We start from the raw sequence: 22,911 nt of genomic DNA on the forward strand, positions 1-22,911 counted from the left end.
TTAAAAAGAATTGGAACTGTTAATGATGTTACAAATGCTGTAATGTTTTTATTATCAGATGAAAGTTCATTTATAACAGGAGAAATTCTTAGGGTTAGTGGTGGTGGACATTTGCGTTAAATATTAAATTTACACTTATTAAAAATTAATATAATACATATAAAATCAAAATATATTTTTTAAACATTTTCTTATTAAATATATTTTTGGATAACTTTTAATATAGAAAATATTCTTTTTAAAATATATAATAGCTTTATTAAAAGTAAAAAGGACGGTAGTTTTATGGAATGTAGATTATACTGCGGTGCTTGCTGCATAGCTCCATCAATATCTTCTCCAATACCAGGTATGAAAAATGGAAAAAAAGCTGGTGAAAGATGTATTCAGCTTGACGAAAATAACTTATGTAAAATATTTAATGATCCTAGAAGACCTAGTGTATGTGCAGGATTAAAACCCTGCAAAGATATGTGTGGAAAATCTCGAGAAGAGGCATTAGAATATTTAACATTACTAGAAAAAGAGACAAGCCCATTGTAATAAAATAACCTAGTAAGAATAGCAATTCCTACTAGGTTATTTCTATTTAAAATTTTATAAATATTTATATTCATAGATTTAATATTATTTTTTTTATTATTTATACTAAACTAGCTCTTTTCTAAGGAATGTATTTCTATCTACTTTGCACGGCATCTTAACTTTACACATCATTCCTGGTCTTTGGCATTGATCTATCTTTTCGCCATCTTCGTTATATAAGTCTTCAACAATAAATTCTACTCCAATTGAATCTGGTGATAAAATTTCTACCTTATCTCCGAGAACAAATTTATTTCTTTGCTTACATAATGCAATTCCTGTTTCTTCATCATATTCATGAACTATTGCTACTACATCATATTCTTTTACATGATTATTTGTATGATATATTAGTCCTTCTTCCTTTGGTGAGTTAAAGAAAAATCCTGTATGATATTCTCTATGGCTAACCTTATACATTTCATCTAATAATTCTTTTGGCAATTTATAATTTTCAGGGTCATTCCAATATAAATCAATAGCCTTTCTATATGCATTTACTACTAATGCTACATAGTATTCACTTTTATTTCTTCCTTCTATTTTCAATGAAGATATTCCTGCTTCCATAATCTCTGGAATATATTCTAGAAGGCATAAATCCTTTGAATTCATTATGTATGTTCCATTTTCATCTTCTTCTATTGGGAAATACTCATTTGGTCTTTTTTCTTCTACTAAAGAATATTTCCATCTACATGATTGAGCACAAGCCCCTCTATTTGAATCCCTTCCAGTCATATAGCTTGAAAGTAAGCATCTTCCTGAATACGAAATACACATTGCTCCATGAATAAATACTTCTATTTCTAAATCTTCTGGTATATTTTTTCTAATATCTTTTATTTCTTGAAGTGAACACTCTCTTCCTAAAACTACTCTTTCTGCTCCAAGTCTTCCCCACATATTACAGGCTTCATAATTTATTGTATTCGCTTGCGTACTTACATGTATAGGTAGCTTCGTATACTTTTGAACAGTTGAAAATACGCCTAGATCAGATACTAAAACTGCATCTATTCCTATTTCCTCTAGGTTTTTTAAAAATTCAGGTAGTTGATCTATACCTTCATTTCTTGGCATTACATTAATTGTGCAATACATTTTTCCACCGTATTCTCTTGCTATTTTTATACCTTCCCTCATATCATCATAAGTAAAATTTTGAGCAGCAGCTCTTAATGAAAATGCTTGCCCCCCAAAGTAAACTGCATCTGCTCCATATTGAAAAGCTACTTTTAACTTTTCTAAACTCCCTGCTGGTGCTAATAATTCTGGTTTCTTATATTTTTTCATCATATTTTTATCCCTCTGTTAATGTTATTTGTATAGCTGAATTATAACAAAAATATTAGTTATGATACAATTAAAATTTCATATCAAATACTTTTACTCTTTATTATTTTGTCAATTTGCATTCTATTTATATAGTTTTTATTATATCTTATTACTTAAAAATTAATAATAGTAACCATATTAATATATGTAAAATAATAACACTTCTTCTATTATAAAGGAAATTGTTTTAATATCATTGTATTGATAGATTAGAAGTGATAAAATTATACAGTTAAATATAGATAATTTTATATTTTAAATGTAAATAAAAGGATTTTGAATTATGAAAAAACAATTGATTGGAAAAATACTAATAATTACACTTTTAATTAATTTAGTTTTATTACCTCCCTCTAAAATTATTAGCGCAAAAGAACAAATTAACTTTAAAAATATTACTATTCAAGATGGATTAACTCAAGGAACTGTTGAAGCTCTATTTCAAGATAGTAAAGGTTATATTTGGCTTGGAACTAATGATGGATTAAATAAGTACAATGGATATGACTTCAAAAAATATAGTGTAAATGAAGATAAAGAAAATAGCTTAATTAATAACTATATCTTAGATATAACTGAAGATATTGACGGTAATATCTGGACCGCTACTGCTAGTGGTCTAAGTAAAATTCATAGCGATGGTACTTCAATAACAAATTACTCAAATGATGAAAATCACGGAAACCTTTCTCATAGAAATACTAATTGCATTTTAATAACAAAAAATCAACAAATATTAGTTGGTACTGCTGATGGATTAAATATTTACAATAAGGAAACTAATAATTTTTCTAGAATATTTGAAAAAGATAATTTATCATCACAATACATAAATTCATTAACTGAAGATGATAAAGGAAACATATGGATTGGAACTGAAAATGGAATTAATAAAATTAACTTATCATCTGGTGAATCAGAACAATTTCTACAAACATCTAACCCCTATAATTTAAACTCTACTGAAATATATAAAATTTATTATGATTACAAAGGCTACATTTGGGCTGGTTCATATTCTACTGGGGCCTATAAATTAGACTTAAAAACAAGCGAAATAACCCATTATCCTTATGATAAAAAAGATGTGACTTCATTACCTGGTGGAATGATAAGAAATTTTCTAAGAGATAAAAGTGGAGATATGTGGATTACTACAGATGAAGGATTATCTAAGTTTGATAATAACACTGAAACATTTATTTCTCATAAAAATAAAATTTATGACATAAACTCTTTAGTTGATAATAATACTTTTTCTATTATTCAAGATAAAAGTGGCTTAATTTGGGTTGGTACATATTCAGGTGTAAGTATTTTTAATCCTAGTAGTAAAGTTCAACATTACAAAAATGATCCCTTTGATAACAATACCATAACCAATAATATGGTATCAGCAATTTACGAAGATACCTATGGATCATTATGGATAGGTACTAGATATAATGGCATAGACATACTAGATAAAAACATGGATAAAATAAAAAACTTAAACACCGACTATATTATCGATAATGATATTATAGACATTGCTGGTAATGATAATTTTGTATTTATAGGAACTAACAAAGGTCTAACTATTCTAGATCTAAAAAATAAAACAAGTAAAAATTTCGATGAAAAAACCGGGTTAACTAATAAGTCTATTAGATCACTTTATTATGATGACTTAGGATACTTATGGATAGGAACATCTTCTGGACTGTACATATTAAATTTATCAAATTATGAAATTTTAGATTTAACTGAGGTTATCCTAAAGTATTCTCCAAATGATTCATATATTAGTGATATTTATAAAACGACTTCTGGGGAGTATTGGATTGGTACATTTATTCAAGGTGGACTAATACGGATAAATCCTGAATCTAAAAATGTTTTAGTTTATACTACAGATGATTATGACACCAACTCTATAAGTAGTAATTCTATCCGATGTATTATTGAAGATTCCTCTAATAATCTTTGGATTGGTACAAGTTTTGGACTTAATTTATTAAATACAAAAACAAATGACTTTAAAAGATATACTACTAAAGATGGTCTATCTAATAACACCATTTATGGAGTTCTATTAGACTCTGATGGCAATCCTTGGTGTAGTACTAATATGGGTATATCTAAATTAAATATTAATACCAATATAATTTCAACTATTAATATTACTGATGGTTTACAGAGTAATGAATTTAATGGAAATGCATTTTTTAAATCACAAAATAATAAATTGCTTTTTGGAGGAATAAACGGATTTAATATAATTGCTCCCGAAACCCTTAAGGATGATGGAGCTGCATATGATATTATATTTAATAAATTTAAAATTAATGGGTTAGAGGTACCAAATATAGACAACACAAAACTTTCCTATGATGAAAATAATATATATATAGATGCATTTGTAGCAAATTATAAAAATATAGATGGAATAAAATATTTTTATCTTTTAGAAGGGGCTACTGATGAATGGATTCCTATGGATGGTCACTCTATTACATTAAGTAATCTTTCTCCTGGTAATTATAAGTTTCATATTAAAGCTAGAGGTAATAACGGTATAGTTAGCAATGAATCTATTTTGACATTTAAAATTAATTCACCTATCTGGGCTAGTAATGTTGCAATTTTACTTTATCTAATTCTTTTAGCATTTGCTGTATTTAATAGTAAGGCTAAAGTAAAAAAATTAGATAGACTAGTTTCACAAAGAACTAAAGAGTTAAGCGATGAAATGAAAACTAATAAAGAGTTATTTGAAAAAGTAATTGAATTAGAAAAGAGAAAAAATAGTTATCTTATAAATTTATCTCACGAGCTTAGAACTCCTCTTAATGTTATTTACTCTACTGAACAATTAATTCGAGAACTAAATAAGCAAGATAAAGGAATAGAACGAAGTAAGCTTGAATCTTATATGCTTATTATGAGAAACAATACTAAGAGATTATTAAAGATAATTAATGACTTAGTAGATACTTCTAAAATTGAGCATGGAAGCTATAAAATAGATCTTAAACCTATAGATATAGTTTATGTTGTAGAGGAAGCTGCCCTTTCATTAAGCAATTATATCGAAAAGCAAGATATAGATCTTATTATTGATCCTGAAATAGAAGAAAAAATAATTCACGCTGATTCAACTGAAATAGAAAGATGTATCGTAAATATAGTTAATAATGCATCTAAATTTACACCTGCTGGTGGATTTATAAAAGTTGAAATCAAAGATTTAAATGAATGGGTTAAAATTGAAATAACTGATAATGGTAAAGGAATCGATAAAAAGTACCATGAATTAATTTTCAATAGATTTAATCAAGTAGTAGATAGTAATTCTGAAGTTCATAAAGGAAGTGGTCTAGGATTAACTATCACTAAAAAAATAATTCAACTTCATCAAGGAACTATCCATGTAGAAAGTGAATTAGGCAAAGGAAGTAAATTTATAATCCTATTACCTGTAAAACAAAAGAAGTCCTGGCCTACTGAAGACTTATTTAAATAATTTTTAAAGGATGTAGAATTTTTTCTACATCCTTTTTAATATACATCCCCTTTATTATCCATTTATAAAAGTAATTATAATTTCAAATAATATAATTACTTTATATTTGGTAAAAAATAATAAAAGGTGTGAATTTTATATGAGTAAACATAACTTAACTACAAAGAAAAAAATAGTTGATACTATCCCTGGAATGCTTATATGCGTAGCAATAGCTATATTAAGTAAGATGCTTGCTGTTTTTGTTCCTAGCCTTGGTGCTGCAACATTATCTATATTTATAGGTATTTTAGTAGGTAATACATTTGGTAATAAACCCTTCTTTCATAGAGGAACCAAATTTTGCGAAGGAACTCTTCTTTCTATTTCTGTTGTTTTATTGGGAGCTACCCTTAGTGTATCATCAATACTCCATATAGGCATTATGGGAATATTATTTATAATACTTCAAATGATTATAACTACTGCCGGAACAATTTTTATAGGTAGAAAAATGAAATTTTCAGAAGACTTCACATTATTAATGGCAAGTGGTAATGCTGTTTGTGGATCTTCTGCAATTGCTTCTACTGCTCCTGTTATAAATGCTCATTCTAAAGATAAGGGAATATCCATTACTATGGTAAATGTAACTGGTACAGTTCTTATGATTTTACTTCCTTTAATTACTTCATTTTTATATAACAATGAAGTTTTTAGAACTTCTGCATTTTTAGGAGGTATTTTACAATCAGTAGGCCAAGTAGTTGCTTCAGCTTCCATAGTAAGTGAAGAAGTTAAAGAGCTTGCTACCATTTTTAAGATAGTTAGAATTATCTTTTTAGTTGGTGTTGTATTTGCTTTGGCTGCAATAAAAAATAAAAATGCTACTAAAGCTATAGATGCAGTAGAACATGAAGTTCATAGTAATACTCACCAATCTAGAATAAAAATGCCTTGGTATATAAAAGGATTTTTTATAACTTGTGCTCTTTATTCCCTTAGTATAATTCCCAGTTCTTGGGCTGGTACATTAAAAGAAATAGATAATTTTATTGAAATAATTGCTCTTGCTGGAATTGGTATGAGAGTTTATTTTGCTGACTTAGTTAAACAAGGAGTTAAAACATCAGTTTATTGTTTATTCATAGGATTACTTCAAATAACATCTGCAATTATATTAATAGCTTTAGTACTTTAGCCTTTCATTTTTTAATTTATGTATTATAATATTAAGGTATTATATTTTGAAAGGGTGGGCTTTTTATGAATAACACACTAACTGCTGAGAATATGAAAAAATTGCAAGATGAATTAGAATATAGACTTACTGTAAAAAGAGGAGAAATAGCAAGAGAAAAGGCTATTGCTGCTGCTCATGGAGACAGATCTGAAAATGCTGAATATAAGGAAGCTTGTGCAAACTATAGAGAAAATGATAATAGAATTCAATATTTAATGACTATGATTTCTACAGCTACTGTAATTGATGATTCTGATTTAGATAAATCTGTCTTAGGAATTAACAGTAAGGCTAGAATTAAATTTGTTGAAGATGACGAAGAAGAAATAGTAACTTTAGTAACTACTATGGATTTAGATCCTGAAAATATGCTTATAAGTATAGAATCCGATTTAGGTAAAGCCTTGACTGGTCGAAAAGCTGGTGAAACAGTGGAGGTTAATGCTCCTGGTGAAAACTATTCAATTGAAATATTAGAAATTCTATAAGTTATTTGCTTCTAAAAAACTCACGATAATTCAAGTAACTATCGTGAGTTTTTATATTATTGTAATAACTAAATTTTAAATTCAACCTTACTTCCCTTATTAGTTGATATTACTTCTAACCTGGCTTCTATTCTATCCTTAAGCTCTTCTACATGTGATATTACGCCTACTAATCTACCATCGTTTTGTAGGTCTATTAAACATTCTATAGCATTATCTAAAGACTCTGGATCTAACGTTCCAAATCCTTCATCTATAAACATAGTATCTAATTGAATTCCTCCAGCATAGCTTTGAACCACATCCGCTAACCCTAATGCCATTGATAATGATGCCTTAAAGCTTTCTCCTCCAGATAAAGTTTTTATATCTCTAGATTTACCAGTATAATTATCAAATACTTCTAAATCTAAGCCTTGACCTTTTCTCTTGTCTCCTATATCTTCTTTTCTTAAAAGCTCGTATCTACTTCCTGTTATTTTACTAAATCTAACATTAGCAGCTGCAATTATATCTTCAAAATATGCTGCTAAAACATATCTTTCAAAGCTTATTCTCTTTAAATTTTCACCATTTACTATCTTAGATAAATTACCTACTACCTTATATTCCTTTTCATCATTTTCTATGGACTTAGTAAATTTCTTGATATCCTCTATTATACTTTTATTATGATTAATATCTGCAAATATCTCCTTGTCTTCACTTACAAGTTTAATTTTTTTCTCATTTGCTTCTTCTAGCTTTTCCTTAATAACCATTAAATCTATTTTAGTTAATCCTTCAGCATCTTTAGATACCATACTATATAAGTTTTTAATACTAATTACATCTGTATTATATTTTGAAATCTCTTCTTCTAAATAAATTATTCCTTGTTCAGATATCTTAGCTCCAATATAATCTTTATAATCCTCAAAACCTAAAGATAATACATTTTCTTTAAATATGTTTAAAGCTTCTTCATAACTACTCTTTGATTCTTCCTCACTCTTAGTTAATGATTGGAATCTACCCTTTTCATTATCTAAGCTAGTTTTTACTTTTTTATATAGCTCTTCTACCTTTTCAAATAGTTCCTTTAATTTTTTAAGCTTATTAGCTTCATCATTAATTAATAAATCTAATTGTGCTTTAGTCTTAATTTCACCATTAAATTCCTTTCTAATTTCTTCTAATAACACTTCTTGAGACTTAAATTTTCCTTGAAGGTTTACTAGTTCCTCATTTTTTTCCTCAAGTTCTTTTCTTAAAGCTACAATAGCTTTCTCAGCTTGTTCTTTTTCACTAAGTTTTAAACCTTCAGTATTTATTAATTTATTTAAACCCTCTATTCTTTCTTTATTTTTCTTTATTAAATTATTATTTTCTATATTTAACTGATTAATTTTTTCATTAATAATATTTATATCTTCACTACTATTAGTTATATCAACTTCATTTCCTAAAAGTTCCATAGCCATAGAATTAATTGTTTCATCAAATATATTATCCATTCTAGTTTTTATTTCAGTTAATAATTTTATTGCTTCTTCTTTTTTATTTCCTATAGCCTCAAATTCAACTTTTGATTTTTTCACTGCTTCTTCTGTTACTTCTTTTTCGTCTAAGATTGCTAATCTTGGGTGAGATGTAGATCCACAAACTGGACATTCTTCACCTTCTTCTAAATTTCTAGCTAATATACCAGCTTGATTTTTCTTAAATATATCTTCTAACTCTTCATAAATATTTTTTAAATTCTTATATTTCTTTTCTACTTCTGAATAATACTTTATTCCATTTTCATGTCTATCATTTTCTGATAACCACTTAGAAATAGCTGAAGATATTCTATTTATTTTTTCTAGTTTTCCTTCATATTTTTCATTTTCTATATCTAACTTACTTTTCTCTTCCCTTATTTTTTTTATTTCATCTAACATTATTGATATTTCTTTTAAAGTATTTTCATTACTTTTAACTTCTATATCAATTGAGATTTTTCTAGCTTCCGTAGATTTTAACTTCTTTTTTAATAAATCAAACTGATTTTTTATAGATTCATATTTTGCAGCCTTATCCTTAAGCTTTTCATATTCATCTATATTTTTAGATATTTTATTTCTTTCTTCTTCCTTTCCTTTTTCAATAGAAAGACATTCCTCTGCTTTTTTTAAATCTTCTTCTAAATTTTCCTTTAATAATTTACTTTCTTTTAATTCCTTAGATACTGAATCATGAAGTTTTTTCTTTTCATTATATTTTTCTTCAAAGTTCCCAACAGTTATAGCTTTTTTTCCTCGTTCTAGCATTATAGATTTATCTTTATATTCATTAGCTTTAGCTATTAATTCTTCTAATTCAATCTTGCACTTTTCTACCTTTTCTATCTTTTTATTATTTTCATCAGCTAAAGTAAATTCCTTTGAAAGCTTTGATATTTCATCTTCAATTTTCTTTATATTATCTTTTACTTCTTCGCTATATTTCTCATCAAATTTTATAGCATCCTTAAACTTTTCCATAACTAATTCAATATTTATATCCTTAGCATTTATAAGTCCAAGTAATTCTTCCTTTTCTCTACATTTAAATACTCTTATTCTATTTTCTCTATCTCTTTGTATAGTTTCTATAGATTTTTTTAATACATTTGATTTTTCTTTAATATCATTTTGTATAATAGAAAACACCTTAGTTCCAAATATTTTTCTAAAGATTTCTTCCTTTTTGCTACTATCAGAATTTAAAAGCTTTTTAAATTCACCTTGTGGTATCATTACAAGCTGTTTAAATTGATCTGAATTTATTCCTAAAATATCTTCTACTGCCTTTGTTACTTCTTTAGGTCCAGTTAAAGTTTTATCCTTTATCTTCATTTCAGCTGTAGGCTTGCTTTCCGTATATCCTTCCCCTCTTTGCTTGGCTCTAAAATATTGTGGTGTCCTTTTTACATAGTAATCCTTATTTCTAATAGAAAACCAAAGTTCAACTTCTGTTGGTGTTTTATTATCAGCAAAGTCACTTCTTAATGATTTTCCTTCTCTATCACTTCCACTAGCTTCGCCATACAATGCAAAATTAATAGCATCAAAAATAGTTGTTTTTCCTGCACCAGTATTTCCTGTAATAACAAACATATTTTTACCATCTAAATTTTCTTCAAAATCTATTGTCTGCTTTTCTGCATAAGGACCAAAAGCACTTATAATAAGCTTTTTAATCTTCATTATTTTCACCACCATTTTCTGCTTTATTAATAATTTTTGACATTATTTCTAGCTCATCATCATTTAACTCATCCCCTACTATATCTTCATAAAAGCTTTGGAATAAATTTAACTTTGACCTTTCTTTTATATTTGTAGCCATAGCTTTATTTTCACTATTTGCCCTTATTCTTTCTTCTCTAATAAGCTCCATAGCATTAGGGTAAATTGCTCTTATCTTAGCCATTGGGTCTAATAATTCCCCTTTATCCTTTAATACTATCTTTATATAATCTTCTTTATTTTTATCATCATTATTATTACTTATAATATCACTTAGAGTTCCAAATATAACTCTAAAATCTCTTTTAGGAACTAAGGGAATAAAGCTAATTTCTACTTCACCATCTTCCATTAAATCAATAACTGTAATACCCTTTTTTTGATTTACTTCTGAAAATGAATACTTCATAAGGGAACCTGAATATCTAACCTTATCACTATATACCTTTTGTGGTCCATGTAAATGACCTAACGCTGTATAATTAAAGTTTTCAAAATGCTTAACATTAATTAATTCTGTCCCACCTATAGCTAAAGGCTTTTCTGATTCTGACTCTTCTAACTCCTCAAATTCATCACCTTTCATATAAGTAACGTAACCATGTGATATTGCAATATTTCTTTCTTTTTTATTTAATGAAATATTTATATTTTCAACTACTTTTCTCATAGCATCATCATATGTTTTTATTTCTTCATCTTCAAATAAATCACGCACTACAGGAACATCTGCATACGGTATAGGATAGAAATTAACTGGTCCAAATTTATCTTCTATAACAATTTTATTAATATCCTTAGTTAAATTCCCCACAAGATATAATCCACTATCCTTTAACATAGCACTTCCAAATTCTATTCTTTCATTACTATCATGATTTCCTGCTACTGCTATAACCTTGGTATTTAATTCTTTTATTATCTTTTTAAAAGTTTTATTTAAAAGCTCCACTGCTCTAACTGGCGGAACTGATCTATCATATAAATCTCCTGCTATTAATAATACATCAGGCTTTTCACTTTTTATCTTTTCGAAAAGACTATCCATTAAAAACTCTTGATCTTCTGTCATATAAAAACCATTTACTAGCTTTCCTATATGCCAATCTCCCATATGAAAAATTTTCATAAATACCTCCATATAATGATTTTAATCCATTTATTTACTTAGATTATATACTAATTAACCATAGTTTAAAATAAATTAGCAAAATTAAAAATCTACGACAATAGCCGTAGATTTTATTTAATTTAACTGCTCTATGCTCTTGAATATATATATTTTATAAATCTTTCGTAGTTTTCTACTTGTGATTTTTTATTTCCATCATATATATTATTAGACATTACTAAACTATTAAGAGTTACTGCATTTAATAATTGCTCTTTTTTATATTGTCCTGATTCATAAAGAAGCCTTAAGTTTTTTCCTATTTCATATAACTTTACTCTCTGACTTCCACCTGAAAATCCATTTGTTCTACCATCACCATAACCATAAGCAAAAAATAAGGATTTAGCTAACCATCTTCTTTTTGCCATTCCACCTCTTGTAACATTAGACATAACATTATTTATATAGCTCGTAAATTCTGTAAAACTTCCTGTATGAGTCTTTATACCAACGATTGGATACCATAGACCTTGTATCTTATTATCATTTGTTCCTGATGATCTGTAGTAAGCTAATGTTACCCTTTCCACATCACTATCATACCTAATTTCTGCTTCTATTAATCCAATCATTCTAAAAGGCTTAGTAGTATACAAATTAGCTCTAAAAGTTTCTGGGAATATCCTTAATATCTCAACAGAGTTTTTCATAACATATTCCACCTTCTATTTATCTTCTTAACTATTTTAGAAATAAACCATATATATGGCCTATCCTATACCAATATAAATATTGAGCTACTCTTTAAATTTAATGACCTTTATATGACTCATCTCTATAATAATCAATACTAATATTTAAATTGTTTATTTAAATTGTTTATTTAAATACTTTGTACTCCATATATAATATGAATTTTATCTTTTTTGTGTTACATATTTTTTACTATTTAAACCGTATTCAACACATTCTTTTAAATTAATATATATTTAATTTTTAAAACATATATTATTGATATAATGATATTAATCTTATATAAAACATCAATTATGGAGGTACAATATATGAATTATAAACACATAGTCTTTGATATTGATGGAACTTTACTTGATACAGAAGAGGCTGTTTTAAAGTCATTACAAAAAACTATATTTCAATTGCAAAATAAAGAACTTTCTACAAATGATTTAAGGTTTGCACTTGGTATTCCCGGTGAAGTAACTCTAAAAAAGTTAGGTATAAAAGATGTACAGTCGGCAAATGATTTATGGAATGATAATTTAAAAGATGCTTTTCACACTGTAAATGTTTTTGATGGAATAAAAAGTACACTTGATGAATTAAAACGTAAAAATTATATATTAGGAATTGTCACTTCTAAAAAAAGAGAAGAATATAAAACTGATTTTATTCCTTTTTCTATACACCATTATTTTGACTACGTTATATGTGCTGATGATAGCAAACTTCATAAACCTAACCCCCATCCTATGCTTGCATATTTAAAAACTTCTGGTGCAAATGCTGATGAAGTATTATATGTTGGTGATAGCATTTATGATATGGAATGTGCTTTAAAAGCAAACGTCCACTCTGCTTTAGCTCTTTGGGGCTGTAATTCTGTTAAGCATATAAAGGCAAAGTATTATTTAAATCAACCTTATGAAATAATAAATTTACTAAATCAAAATCTAAATCCTTTTAAAGATAAATCTTGGTTAAGTATTGCAATGGAATTGCAATTTATTTCTCAAGCTGGAATAACATATTGTGAAAACTCCTTTGATATAGAACGCTTTGAAAGATTAAGAGAAATAGCTGCTGAAATGTTAAGTATTCAATCTGGTTTTCCTATTGATAAGGTAAATGATATCTTTTGCAACGAAACTGGATTCCAGACACCTAAAATAGATACTAGAGCTGCTATATTTAAAGATGATAAAATCTTGCTTGTAAAAGAAAAAAATGGAACTTGGTCTCTTCCTGGTGGATGGGTCGATGTTAATCAATCTATAAAATCCAATACTATAAAAGAAGTAAAAGAAGAAGCTGGATTAGATGTAGTGCCTATTAAACTTATATCTGTTTTAGATAGAAATAAGCACAATACTCCTATTTATGCTTATGGAGTATGTAAAGTGTTTGTATTATGTGAAATTATAGATGGTAACTTTGTTAAAAATATAGAAACTGTTGAAAGCAGATACTTTAATATAGACGAGCTTCCAAATTTAGCTGAAGAAAAAAATAGTGCAGATCAAATAAGAACTTGCTTCCAAGGATATAAATCTAAAAATTGGGTAACCTTATTTGACTAATAAAAAAAGATATGAAGGCTTTAAGTCTTCATATCTTTTTTCTACCATATATTATCTCATTAATATCCCCTAAGGACTTTAGCTTAACTTATATTTATCTATTAAGTCTATCATCCTATTTGCTAATTCACCAGCATCATTTAAAACATATAACTTAGCTGGGTAATTATCTGCTCCTGCAGTATATTGAACTTGATTAAATATATATTTCCCATCAATTAGTTCAACAGTCATTGCATAAGCTGTATCCTCATAAAACTTCATTTCCCCTGTTTTGGTTCCCTCTTTTAATCTCTCATTCCCATCTGCTAATTTAATATCTCCCATGACATCAGTATTAGCAAAGTATATACAAATAGTGGCTCCCTTAGCCTCTATAAAGTATTTATTAATATCTCCCATAGTTAAAAGTCTATCCCATTCGAATTCCTCATAAAACTCTCTATTTAAAGAAAATCTATAATTACTTTTTCTTTTACAAAGCATCGGAATGCAATCTGGTGAAAATTGTTCTTTATAGTTTTCTCTTACCTCTTCTATTAACCCTTGAAGATTATATTTGTCAGTTTTAATACTAAAAAGTATATCTTCACTTACTAACATTTTTTCTGAAACAATATTAGTTTCATTTATAGAATTATTATTACTCGTTACTAGCATAATTAACTCCATAAACACTATATCCTTGCTCATTTAACCCCATAGCTAACGGATATAAAATAGTTAGATTTTTCTTTTTATAGATATTTATATCTATATATTTTTTAATATTCATCGGCTAAAAGTCTTCCTTTATCTTAAAATTAACCTCGATATAATTTTATCATACTTAGTACAAATGTTTACATAAAATCATCCGTCAAATTCAATGTAAACTAGGTTGATTTACCAAAATTAATTCTTTTTTTTTAATATAATTTAATACTATATTATATACTATTAATATTTATCATAAATATATTCTTTTTTGTATTATTTTGTATGTTTTTCCTTTTAAATACCATCTGTTTTATCTCTTTATATAAAAAAACATATAGTATATTTTATATAAAATCACACTATATGTCTTATTATCTATTTCTTTTTATATAACTTACCAGATAAATTTTCATCTATAAGAATATATTCATCATTTATTACTTCTTTGACAAATTCATTTTTTATATCATTTATATCACTTGTAACTATCCAATCAGGTGCATCTGAATTTAAATAATCATTTATACTTTCATTTATGCTCTGATCAAAACTAGCCCACCAATCTTGAAGAGTAAAGTATTTATTATCAGGTAATAAATTTGCTGTATAATACCACTTTGCAGGTATATTATATCCTAATATACGCTCTTCTTTACCTACATTACTTGAAAGTTCTATAACACTTTGCTTATAAATATTTTCAGCTACAACTTCACCTTTAACTTTTTCATAAGTATTTATTGTAAATGTTCCAACTTTAAATAAAATTGCACTTATAACAACTACCTTTACAAAATTATATCTCATAATATGCCAATATTTAAAAGCTAATATTATATTAAATATAAATCCAATTGATCCTAAAGTTGTATAATGTAAATATCCTTTTCCTCCTGCGGCAATAGCAACTATAGTTACTAATAAATTAATAACAACAAATATACATAATTCATACTTTGACTTAATAATTAAAACTATAGCATTTATAATACTTATTAATACTATAAAAAATATTATATTTTTAAATTTATCACTATAATCAACTATTTTAGCTATATTAGTTACTATTCCATCACCTTTATATTTAAAATTATATAAAAAGCTAGCATAAATAAAGTCATAAATTGCATCTTGAATTAAAAAATATAAGCTAACTGGAAGAAATACTGTTAAACATCCTAATATAAAATTCATTATACTAGTACCGATTAATTTAAATTCTTTTCTCATTGCTATAATTATTATTACAGTTAACACTATACTAACTAGTATAGCTGCATTATTTATTCTTATTAAAGTTATTGCCATAAAGCAAATTCCTAATATTAGCGGATATCTTTTCTTAAATTTAAATCCACTAATATAATACTTAACAAATATGTAAAGTCCTATTATACAAAATAAGTTACTATATTCCTCTGATAGATTTCCACCTTCAAAGGTAAATCCTATATATAATATATAAAATAATGGTGCTATGTATTTCATATTATTTTTTAATAATATATCACCAATTTTAACTATTAAAATTACAGTAATAATAACGAATATAGTTTGCAAAATCCATACTCCTAAAGTACCATCTATAAATACTTGTGGTAATGCATTTAAGAAAAATAATAATGGTCCCTTATGATCAAATATATCAACATATAATAAATTTCCTTCGGCTATACTTTTACCAATTGTTAGAAATATACCTGAGTCTGCTCCTATTGTTGAACTTAATGGCGATGTTGTTTTTAATATAACAGCCATAAATAGTGATGTAATAATAGATATAATCAATATTTCAAAAGCTAAAAATGCTTTTTTAGTTTTCATAAAAATCTCCTTATAATAAACATAAATTTTATTATTTTTTAAACACCCATACTTTATTAAATATATAGTTAATAATCATAACAATAGCTGTTGTTAGTATTAAACCTATAAACTTATCCATTTTAAACACATCTACTAATATAAATAATATACTTGTATTTAAAATCAACCCACCTATATTCAATAAAATAAACTTTAATGATGCCTTGGCTTTAGACCCCTCACTATATTTAAATACCCATATTGAATTCCAAAAATAACTATGTATTGTTGAAATAGTATATGCTATTATATTTGAAACTATATAGTATACACCTACATTATTTAAAAAGAAAAATATAATCCAATTTAAAAGTGTATTCATTACACCTACAATTGCAAATTTAATAAAATTAAAGAAATCTTTAGACATAAACTTCATTCTTCATCCCCCTACCTTTTAATTTTTTATATCTTCTTCATTACTTTCAACTATGGTTTCTTCTGAACCTGAGTACTCATCTATAAAATATAATGGTCTTCCCTTAACTTCTATAAATATTCTTCCTAGGTATTCACCTATAACACCTAATGAAATTAATTGTATTCCACCAAGCATCAACATTACACATATTAAGCTTGCATATCCTGGAACATCTACACCATTAATCAATGTTTTTATAACAGTAAATATCATATAAATAAAAGAACCAATTGCAAATAATAAACCAATAAATGTTGCTATTCTAAGAGGTGCTACAGTAAATGATGTTATTCCTTCGATTGCTAAATCCATCAACTTAAAATAATTCCACTTAGTTTCTCCAGCAACTCTAGGATTTCTATCAAATTCTATAGCAATTTTTTTAAATCCTATTAAACTAAACATCCCTTTTGTATACCTTTGCTTTTCTGGAAAAGATTTCAACGCCTCAATAGCCCTTCTACTTAACAATCTAAAATCTCCTGTATCAGTTTGTATTGGTACATTAGAAACTGATGCCAAAACTTTATAGAAATTTCTAGATGTAGCTTTTTTTAACCATGTTTCTCCGTCTCTGCTTTTTCTTTTTGCATAGACATCATCATATCCCTCTTCATAATATTTAATCATATCTAATATTAATTCTGGTGGATCTTGCAAATCAGCATCTATTATAACTACAGCATCTCCGGTAACATAATCAAATGCTGCTCCCATAGCTACCTCCTTACCAAAATTTCTTGATAAATTTAAATAACATACTCTACTATCTTTTTCTCTATATCCTTTTACTATTTCTAACGACCTATCTTTACTACCGTCATTAACAAATAAAAATTCTAAATTATAGTTTTCTATTTCTTCACCTAAAGAAACTAATCTATTGTAAAGAAATGGTAGTGACTCTTCTTCATTATACATCGGTATAATTATCGATAATTTTTCTTTCATATTACCCTCTCTGTTTCTAAATTTTAACATTAAATATTACAATCTAAGATTAAATTATATCACTTGGCATTTATTCCTTCAATTAATAAAATTCTAACCTTCTACCTTCATAAATAATATTATATCTCTAGTTATTGGGCTTCTTACGCCTTGAACATATATATATACTGCTCTATCAGCCACATAATTATTTACTACATAATTTAATATATAATCTAAAGTAGGTACGATATCTGGATTTTCTGATGCCGGGATATTTGGAGTATGAACTACTATATAATTTTGATTTTTAAGAAGTGCATCTCCCATAGCCTTCAAATCTTCTTCATTATTAATACTTTGTACACTTACTGCTATATTGTTATAATCGTATTTCGTACTTGTTGCTTTAGGGAAATCTATTACTATTTCTTCTTCTAAATAATAATCCATTGAGAACATCATTTCATCTGACTTTAAAAAGCTTACCCATATATCTTTATATCCTTCTGGAAGTCCTTGCCTAATCCCGCTATCTCCAGTTGGGTCACAGTGATAAAACTCTCCATCTATCTTAACTAAATTCCATGCATGACCTTCTAATGTTTTTCCTGATACAGTTAATGCCTCTACCCCTGCTAAATTACACATCATAGTCATAGTATCTGAAAATCCAGAACATTGAGTTTTTCCACCAACTAACCCATCATATATATATTTAGGTGATCCATTCATATAGCTATCTAAATCATCTACATAAGATATATTATCAACAATATATTTATATATCCAAGATACCCTTCCATACTCATCTAAGCCTTCTGGCATAGAACTTATTAATTCCTTTGCCTTATTATAAGCTTCTATTTTTAAATCTAAATCCCTTTGCTTTAAAGCTGGCATATCAAATTCATAATAATTTTCTAAGTTATTATCTATAAATCTATAGAAATAATTATAATCAAAAAATGGATTTTCTGAGCAAAGTGATTGTATTACCTTACTAAAGCTATCCTTAAGATTTTCATTAGATGAATAGTATCTGATTTTTTCATACCCATTTTCATATGCATAAATAAATGACTTATATAAAGTTTGCTCTTCTTCTGAAAGTTTATATTTAAAATAAGTTGATGTCATATCTTTATAAGGACTTTCATATCCATCAATTTCTTCCTTTTCTACTTTCATACCATCAAATATTATATATTTCTCATTTAATTTTAAAACACCATTAAGTTGTTCCATATTATTTCCATTTATATTTGCACAACCTACAAAATTTAATGTAGTTACCATAGTTATTGCACTTATTATTAATTTAATAGCCTTTTTCAATATTATCCCCCCATTCTATAACCTAATAAACTTAGCTTATCATATTATCCCATATTAACAATGTTTTTACCAACTCTTGTAATTTAAATAAAAGAGCAGACATAAGTTACATCTGCTCTTACTTTTTATTAATAATATTATTCTACATATTTAATATATCTTTGTAATTCATCATTACTAATTCCTACTTCACCATGAAATTCTAACCCTTCTTTTCTAACTCCATACTTTCTATAGGCATTTAATTTATACTTACACCTTTTATTAACTACTTTAGCTACTTCTTTAACAGTTTTTTCATTATTTAAATTTGGAGCTACTACAGTTCTAACTTCATATATCTTATCTAAATCTAAAAGATAATTTAAATTCTTTAACACAGTTTTATTGCTTAAACCAGTAAATTTAATATGCTCTTCTTCATCTATAGATTTAACATCTAACATAAATTTATCAGTTACTTCTACTAGTTCACTAAGTCCTCTTAAATCTAATATTCCATTAGTATCTACAAAACAAGTAAGCCCTAACTCGCTTTTTACCTTTTTAAATAATTCTACTAGAAAATCTGAATTAAGTGTACATTCACCACCACTGACAGTAATCCCTTGAATAAAAGGTCTAATTTTTTTTATTTCACTAAATAGCTCGTCAACTGAATAATCTTTTACTCTTGGAGTAGATAAGTTCTTGCATTTTCTAATACAATTATCACATTCTATACACTTACTTTTATCCCACTTAACTTTATTATTAATAAAATCTAAAGCTTTAGCTGGACAACTATTTACGCAAAGCCCACAATTAACACACTGATTAATTGTTTCAGGATTATGACAATATGTACATTTTAAATTACATCCTTGAAAAAATATAGCTGTTCTGTTTCCTGGTCCATCTATACATGAAAAAGGAATAATTTTATTTACTAAAGCCATATTTAACCTCTAAGCTTTCTATCAAAAGCCTTTGCTCCATTTTTGGCATTCATTCCAAATACAGTTGCATTATTCTTAACAGCATTTCCTTTTTCTAATTGTTCAACTTCCGATTTTTTCACTAAATATCCTGTAACACGAACAACATCACAATCACTACAATATGCTGATATATATCTTATTCCTGAATTAAATGCTCCATCTACTATATTTACTATTGCTTCTAAATTATTCTTATAAGTTTCTTCAAATACAAATATATCTCCTATTCCATTAAAAAAATATTTATGATATGGAGCTGATTGTATTATATGTTCAAATATTTCTGGCTCTTCTCCTACTGGTATTCTACATCCCGGTGAAATTCCAGTATCAGTATCTATACCTACTTGAGCATGTAATAAATGACGTCCATCAAAACAATCTACATACTTTGATTTATATAAATTTACTATATCATTTAATTTTTCTACTATTTCTTGTCCTAAAGCATTTGCTCTTTCAGAATGTCCAAATCTCTCATGATCTTCATTTGCATTTAATAAATAATTTACTGATTCAGCTAATCCAACTATTCCAAACATTCCTGTAAACAGTTCTTTTTTTATAAATCCTTCTAATACAAGAAAGTTGCTCTTGAAAAATGATGATTCTTCTACTAAAAATCTTATTCTCTCATCTATATAAGTTAACATCTTATTTGCTGCAAATGGTAACTTATTATCTATGAAATCTTCAATTGATGTTGATGTTTTAGCTAATCTACTTAATACAAGTCTTACTAAAGTGTATCCACCCCCACCAATTATAAAACCATTATAGCAACTAGCTAATGCATAGTCTTCAGTTCCAAAATCAACTATGTCCATTTTATGATTAGCAAAGCTTGGCTTAGCCGTTACTAAAGCTGTACTTGCACATAACTTAATAAATTCACTTGATGTTAAATCCTTATCATATTTAACTGTTAAGTTAGGCATTGCACATTCAAGTTCCGTAATTGCCTTAAGTATAAGTCTTCCTGCCTTTGTATCAAAAGGTCCTATATTAGCATGAACAAAGGAATCTGTAAGAGTTCTATCTATATGCTTTAAATATAATTTAATAGCTTTATAAGCTTCCTCTTCATCTTTTACAAAAGGATCTAAAAGTGTATCTATATTTCCTAAGTAAACTGGGAATGAAGTTATAGATGGCACATGCTTATAAAATATTAATAAATTATTAGTCGCTTCCCAAATATCTTGTGGAATATCTAAGTCTAAAAACTTACATCCTTCCTTCATTAACTTATCATAATTTGGTATTACATATCTTGGTCTGTACGGTGCATTTCCTTCAAACATAGTACATATAATTTCATCATCAATAAGCTTTTTTGTCATCTCATCTATTTCTAATACATTTAATGTGCTTTCTGCCCTTCCTGCTAGCTGTAATATTTGTTGATGGTACGTTAAAGTTTCATTTTTTATAATATTTAATACTTCATCCATTTTTATAATCCTCACATTTAATATATTTTTTTCATTTGTTATTATAAATAAATCTCTGTTATCATATCTTATTTTATTATTGTTTACAAATAAATAAAAAGGACATTTGTCCTTTTCATACAATTTATTTTCTATTTTTAGTCTTTATATATTTTTCATAAAATTTATATAAAATATACTTCCTCTTCCTACTTCACTTTCTACAGTTATATTTCCATTATGTGCTTTTATAATAAATTCACTTAGACAAAGACCTATACCTATACTTATTGGGTTTATTGAATTTTCACCCTTGTGGAATCTTTTAAATATTTTCTTTATATCCTTTTGTTCAATACCACATCCATTATCCTTTATCCATACTCTTATGGTTATAGGAGTTTCTTCTACTCCTATTTCTATTTCACCACCAACACCTGTATGTTCGATTGCATTTTTTATTATATTGCTTACTGCTTCCGATATCCATTTTCTATCATGATTAAAATATACTTTATTATTTTCAATAAATATCAATTTTTTATTTTTTCATCTGTTGCTGCTCTTAATGGATTTATACTTTCCTCTATAGTATTGTTTAATAAAAATTCTTCTTTATTATACTCTACTACATTACATTCAAGCCTAGCATACTTTAATAATGTCTTAACTAGCCAGTCCATTCTTGTTAACTGCTCATCCATTAAATTAATAAAATTATCAATATCCGGCTTATTCATTTCTCTATGATCTTTTATAATATCACTATACATTGTTATCGCCATTAAAGGAGTCTTTAACTGATGTGAAATATCATTGATTATATTTTTTAAATTAATTTTCTCTTGTTGCAATAAATCTAAACTATTATGTATTCTATCTTCCATCAGTAAAAATTTAATAATAAATCTATCTAAGCTTCCTTTATATCTATGTTCATCTTCTTTTTCTATAATTTTGTTTTCTACTATATTTTCTGCCCTATAAGTCAAGTATTTAATTTCTTTATAAATAGGATTTATTAAATACATAATTCCATAAATAATGACAATCAATATTGCTATTACTAATAATAAATAATATATAGCATATTCATATACTACTTCCCCTATTATAGGATTATGCATAACTGTTAAATCATCGTTATAAGAATACTTTGATAAAATATTTTCTCCATTTAAAATTTCACTATCATCGCCTAAATTCTTTCCCGTAATAATTGGTATAATATCTTTTGTTAAATTTTCGTCTTTTTTATTTATATATGAAGCAATTAAAAAATTCTGCTTTTTTAAATTATCATTAATCTTATCTATAGATTTATAATATATAAAACAAACTAATATCCCTTGTAAAATTAAAGCTATAGATACATATATAATTATTTTAATTCTTTCATCATTCTCTTGAAATTGCACAA

The 22,911-nt window shown here is 26.7% G+C and carries 20 protein-coding genes; 6 read left to right on the forward strand and 14 right to left on the reverse strand.

Annotated features, from left to right (window positions below; genetic code table 11):
* Window positions 1-9 precede the first annotated feature (9 nt).
* The gene (locus tag ACRDBA_RS04120) at window positions 10-120 is read left to right on the forward strand and encodes an SDR family oxidoreductase (RefSeq protein WP_438571679.1); all 111 of its coding nucleotides are present in this window, start codon (window positions 10-12) and stop codon (window positions 118-120) included.
* Window positions 121-285: 165 nt separating this feature from the next.
* Window positions 286-543, forward strand: a complete 258-nt coding sequence (locus ACRDBA_RS04125) for a YkgJ family cysteine cluster protein (RefSeq protein WP_438571654.1) — start codon at window positions 286-288, stop codon at window positions 541-543.
* Window positions 544-648: 105 nt separating this feature from the next.
* On the opposite strand, the gene ACRDBA_RS04130 is transcribed toward ACRDBA_RS04125, so the two are convergent.
* On the reverse strand, window positions 649-1,884 hold the full coding sequence (locus ACRDBA_RS04130; protein ID WP_438571655.1) for a peptidase U32 family protein: 1,236 nt from the start codon (window positions 1,882-1,884) through the stop codon (window positions 649-651).
* Window positions 1,885-2,206: 322 nt separating this feature from the next.
* On the opposite strand from ACRDBA_RS04130, the gene ACRDBA_RS04135 reads away from it, so the two are divergent.
* The 3 genes from ACRDBA_RS04135 to ACRDBA_RS04145 all read left to right on the forward strand — a co-directional run bounded on the left by ACRDBA_RS04135 (window position 2,207) and on the right by ACRDBA_RS04145 (window position 7,138).
* Window positions 2,207-5,428 carry a ligand-binding sensor domain-containing protein gene (locus ACRDBA_RS04135; RefSeq protein ID WP_438571656.1) on the forward strand — a complete coding sequence of 1,074 codons (3,222 nt, stop codon included), beginning with the start codon at window positions 2,207-2,209 and terminating at the stop codon, window positions 5,426-5,428.
* A gap of 139 nt (window positions 5,429-5,567) precedes the next feature.
* Window positions 5,568-6,608, forward strand: coding sequence for a YeiH family protein (locus ACRDBA_RS04140; RefSeq protein WP_438571657.1), 1,041 nt, complete (start codon window positions 5,568-5,570; stop codon window positions 6,606-6,608).
* 65 nt (window positions 6,609-6,673) lie between these two features.
* On the forward strand, window positions 6,674-7,138 hold the full coding sequence (locus ACRDBA_RS04145) for a GreA/GreB family elongation factor (RefSeq protein WP_438571658.1): 465 nt from the start codon (window positions 6,674-6,676) through the stop codon (window positions 7,136-7,138).
* 68 nt (window positions 7,139-7,206) lie between these two features.
* On the opposite strand, the gene ACRDBA_RS04150 is transcribed toward ACRDBA_RS04145, so the two are convergent.
* The 3 genes from ACRDBA_RS04150 to ACRDBA_RS04160 all read right to left on the reverse strand — a co-directional run bounded on the left by ACRDBA_RS04150 (window position 7,207) and on the right by ACRDBA_RS04160 (window position 12,216).
* Window positions 7,207-10,350 (reverse strand): AAA family ATPase, encoded by a 3,144-nt coding sequence (locus ACRDBA_RS04150; protein WP_438571659.1) that lies wholly within the window; start codon window positions 10,348-10,350, stop codon window positions 7,207-7,209.
* A complete protein-coding gene (locus ACRDBA_RS04155) occupies window positions 10,340-11,521 on the reverse strand; it encodes an exonuclease SbcCD subunit D (protein ID WP_438571660.1) in 1,182 nt (393 codons plus the stop codon). The genes ACRDBA_RS04150 and ACRDBA_RS04155 overlap by 11 nt, the downstream gene beginning before the upstream one ends.
* A 131-nt stretch (window positions 11,522-11,652) precedes the next feature.
* Window positions 11,653-12,216 carry a hypothetical protein gene (locus ACRDBA_RS04160; RefSeq protein ID WP_438571661.1) on the reverse strand — a complete coding sequence of 188 codons (564 nt, stop codon included), beginning with the start codon at window positions 12,214-12,216 and terminating at the stop codon, window positions 11,653-11,655.
* 354 nt (window positions 12,217-12,570) lie between these two features.
* Here ACRDBA_RS04160 and ACRDBA_RS04165 point away from each other — a divergent pair, with 354 nt between their 5' ends.
* A complete protein-coding gene (locus ACRDBA_RS04165) occupies window positions 12,571-13,824 on the forward strand; it encodes an NUDIX hydrolase (RefSeq protein WP_438571662.1) in 1,254 nt (417 codons plus the stop codon).
* A 78-nt stretch (window positions 13,825-13,902) separates the two neighbouring features.
* Here ACRDBA_RS04165 and ACRDBA_RS04170 read toward each other — a convergent pair whose 3' ends face one another.
* From ACRDBA_RS04170 to ACRDBA_RS04215, 10 genes are all read right to left on the reverse strand, one after another.
* The gene (locus tag ACRDBA_RS04170; RefSeq protein WP_438571663.1) at window positions 13,903-14,484 is read right to left on the reverse strand and encodes a hypothetical protein; all 582 of its coding nucleotides are present in this window, start codon (window positions 14,482-14,484) and stop codon (window positions 13,903-13,905) included.
* The gene (locus ACRDBA_RS04175) at window positions 14,468-14,599 is read right to left on the reverse strand and encodes a hypothetical protein (protein ID WP_438571664.1); all 132 of its coding nucleotides are present in this window, start codon (window positions 14,597-14,599) and stop codon (window positions 14,468-14,470) included. The genes ACRDBA_RS04170 and ACRDBA_RS04175 overlap by 17 nt, the downstream gene beginning before the upstream one ends.
* 299 nt (window positions 14,600-14,898) lie before the next feature.
* Complete coding sequence (locus ACRDBA_RS04180; RefSeq protein WP_438571665.1) at window positions 14,899-16,347, reverse strand: hypothetical protein; 1,449 nt, start codon at window positions 16,345-16,347, stop codon at window positions 14,899-14,901.
* 31 nt (window positions 16,348-16,378) lie between these two features.
* On the reverse strand, window positions 16,379-16,768 hold the full coding sequence (locus tag ACRDBA_RS04185; protein ID WP_438571666.1) for a GtrA family protein: 390 nt from the start codon (window positions 16,766-16,768) through the stop codon (window positions 16,379-16,381).
* Between the two features lie 18 nt (window positions 16,769-16,786).
* Window positions 16,787-17,761, reverse strand: coding sequence for a glycosyltransferase family 2 protein (locus tag ACRDBA_RS04190; RefSeq protein ID WP_438571667.1), 975 nt, complete (start codon window positions 17,759-17,761; stop codon window positions 16,787-16,789).
* 93 nt (window positions 17,762-17,854) lie between these two features.
* Window positions 17,855-19,078 carry a transglutaminase domain-containing protein gene (locus ACRDBA_RS04195; protein ID WP_438571668.1) on the reverse strand — a complete coding sequence of 408 codons (1,224 nt, stop codon included), beginning with the start codon at window positions 19,076-19,078 and terminating at the stop codon, window positions 17,855-17,857.
* Between the two features lie 137 nt (window positions 19,079-19,215).
* Window positions 19,216-20,016, reverse strand: coding sequence for a YjjW family glycine radical enzyme activase (locus ACRDBA_RS04200; protein WP_438571669.1), 801 nt, complete (start codon window positions 20,014-20,016; stop codon window positions 19,216-19,218).
* A gap of 2 nt (window positions 20,017-20,018) precedes the next feature.
* Window positions 20,019-21,512, reverse strand: coding sequence for a YjjI family glycine radical enzyme (locus ACRDBA_RS04205; protein ID WP_438571670.1), 1,494 nt, complete (start codon window positions 21,510-21,512; stop codon window positions 20,019-20,021).
* Window positions 21,513-21,656: 144 nt separating this feature from the next.
* Entirely contained in the window at window positions 21,657-22,028 is a 372-nt protein-coding gene (locus tag ACRDBA_RS04210; RefSeq protein ID WP_438571671.1) for a sensor histidine kinase, read from the reverse strand.
* Window positions 22,025-22,909, reverse strand: a complete 885-nt coding sequence (locus ACRDBA_RS04215; protein WP_438571672.1) for a sensor histidine kinase — start codon at window positions 22,907-22,909, stop codon at window positions 22,025-22,027. Before ACRDBA_RS04215 ends, ACRDBA_RS04210 begins: the two co-directional genes overlap by 4 nt.
* Between the last annotated feature and the right edge of the window lie 2 nt (window positions 22,910-22,911).

Origin of the sequence: Clostridium sp. (genome assembly GCF_051654825.1) — a bacterium.
GTDB lineage: Bacteria > Bacillota > Clostridia > Clostridiales > Clostridiaceae > Clostridium.

What these genes read in the sequence shown, in the direction of transcription:
- ACRDBA_RS04165 (WP_438571662.1), top strand. Translation starts at nt 12,571, where the DNA reads ATGAATTATAAACACATAGTCTTTGATATTGATGGAACTTTACTTGAT.
- ACRDBA_RS04135 (WP_438571656.1), top strand. Translation starts at nt 2,207, where the DNA reads ATGAAAAAACAATTGATTGGAAAAATACTAATAATTACACTTTTAATT.
- ACRDBA_RS04145 (WP_438571658.1), top strand. Translation starts at nt 6,674, where the DNA reads ATGAATAACACACTAACTGCTGAGAATATGAAAAAATTGCAAGATGAA.
- ACRDBA_RS04130 (WP_438571655.1), bottom strand. Translation starts at nt 1,884, where the DNA reads ATGATGAAAAAATATAAGAAACCAGAATTATTAGCACCAGCAGGGAGT.
- ACRDBA_RS04175 (WP_438571664.1), bottom strand. Translation starts at nt 14,599, where the DNA reads ATGAATATTAAAAAATATATAGATATAAATATCTATAAAAAGAAAAAT.
- ACRDBA_RS04205 (WP_438571670.1), bottom strand. Translation starts at nt 21,512, where the DNA reads ATGGATGAAGTATTAAATATTATAAAAAATGAAACTTTAACGTACCAT.
- ACRDBA_RS04185 (WP_438571666.1), bottom strand. Translation starts at nt 16,768, where the DNA reads ATGAAGTTTATGTCTAAAGATTTCTTTAATTTTATTAAATTTGCAATT.
- ACRDBA_RS04160 (WP_438571661.1), bottom strand. Translation starts at nt 12,216, where the DNA reads ATGAAAAACTCTGTTGAGATATTAAGGATATTCCCAGAAACTTTTAGA.
- ACRDBA_RS04200 (WP_438571669.1), bottom strand. Translation starts at nt 20,016, where the DNA reads ATGGCTTTAGTAAATAAAATTATTCCTTTTTCATGTATAGATGGACCA.
- ACRDBA_RS04140 (WP_438571657.1), top strand. Translation starts at nt 5,568, where the DNA reads ATGAGTAAACATAACTTAACTACAAAGAAAAAAATAGTTGATACTATC.
- ACRDBA_RS04180 (WP_438571665.1), bottom strand. Translation starts at nt 16,347, where the DNA reads ATGAAAACTAAAAAAGCATTTTTAGCTTTTGAAATATTGATTATATCT.
- ACRDBA_RS04170 (WP_438571663.1), bottom strand. Translation starts at nt 14,484, where the DNA reads ATGCTAGTAACGAGTAATAATAATTCTATAAATGAAACTAATATTGTT.
- ACRDBA_RS04190 (WP_438571667.1), bottom strand. Translation starts at nt 17,761, where the DNA reads ATGAAAGAAAAATTATCGATAATTATACCGATGTATAATGAAGAAGAG.
- ACRDBA_RS04125 (WP_438571654.1), top strand. Translation starts at nt 286, where the DNA reads ATGGAATGTAGATTATACTGCGGTGCTTGCTGCATAGCTCCATCAATA.
- ACRDBA_RS04155 (WP_438571660.1), bottom strand. Translation starts at nt 11,521, where the DNA reads ATGAAAATTTTTCATATGGGAGATTGGCATATAGGAAAGCTAGTAAAT.
- ACRDBA_RS04150 (WP_438571659.1), bottom strand. Translation starts at nt 10,350, where the DNA reads ATGAAGATTAAAAAGCTTATTATAAGTGCTTTTGGTCCTTATGCAGAA.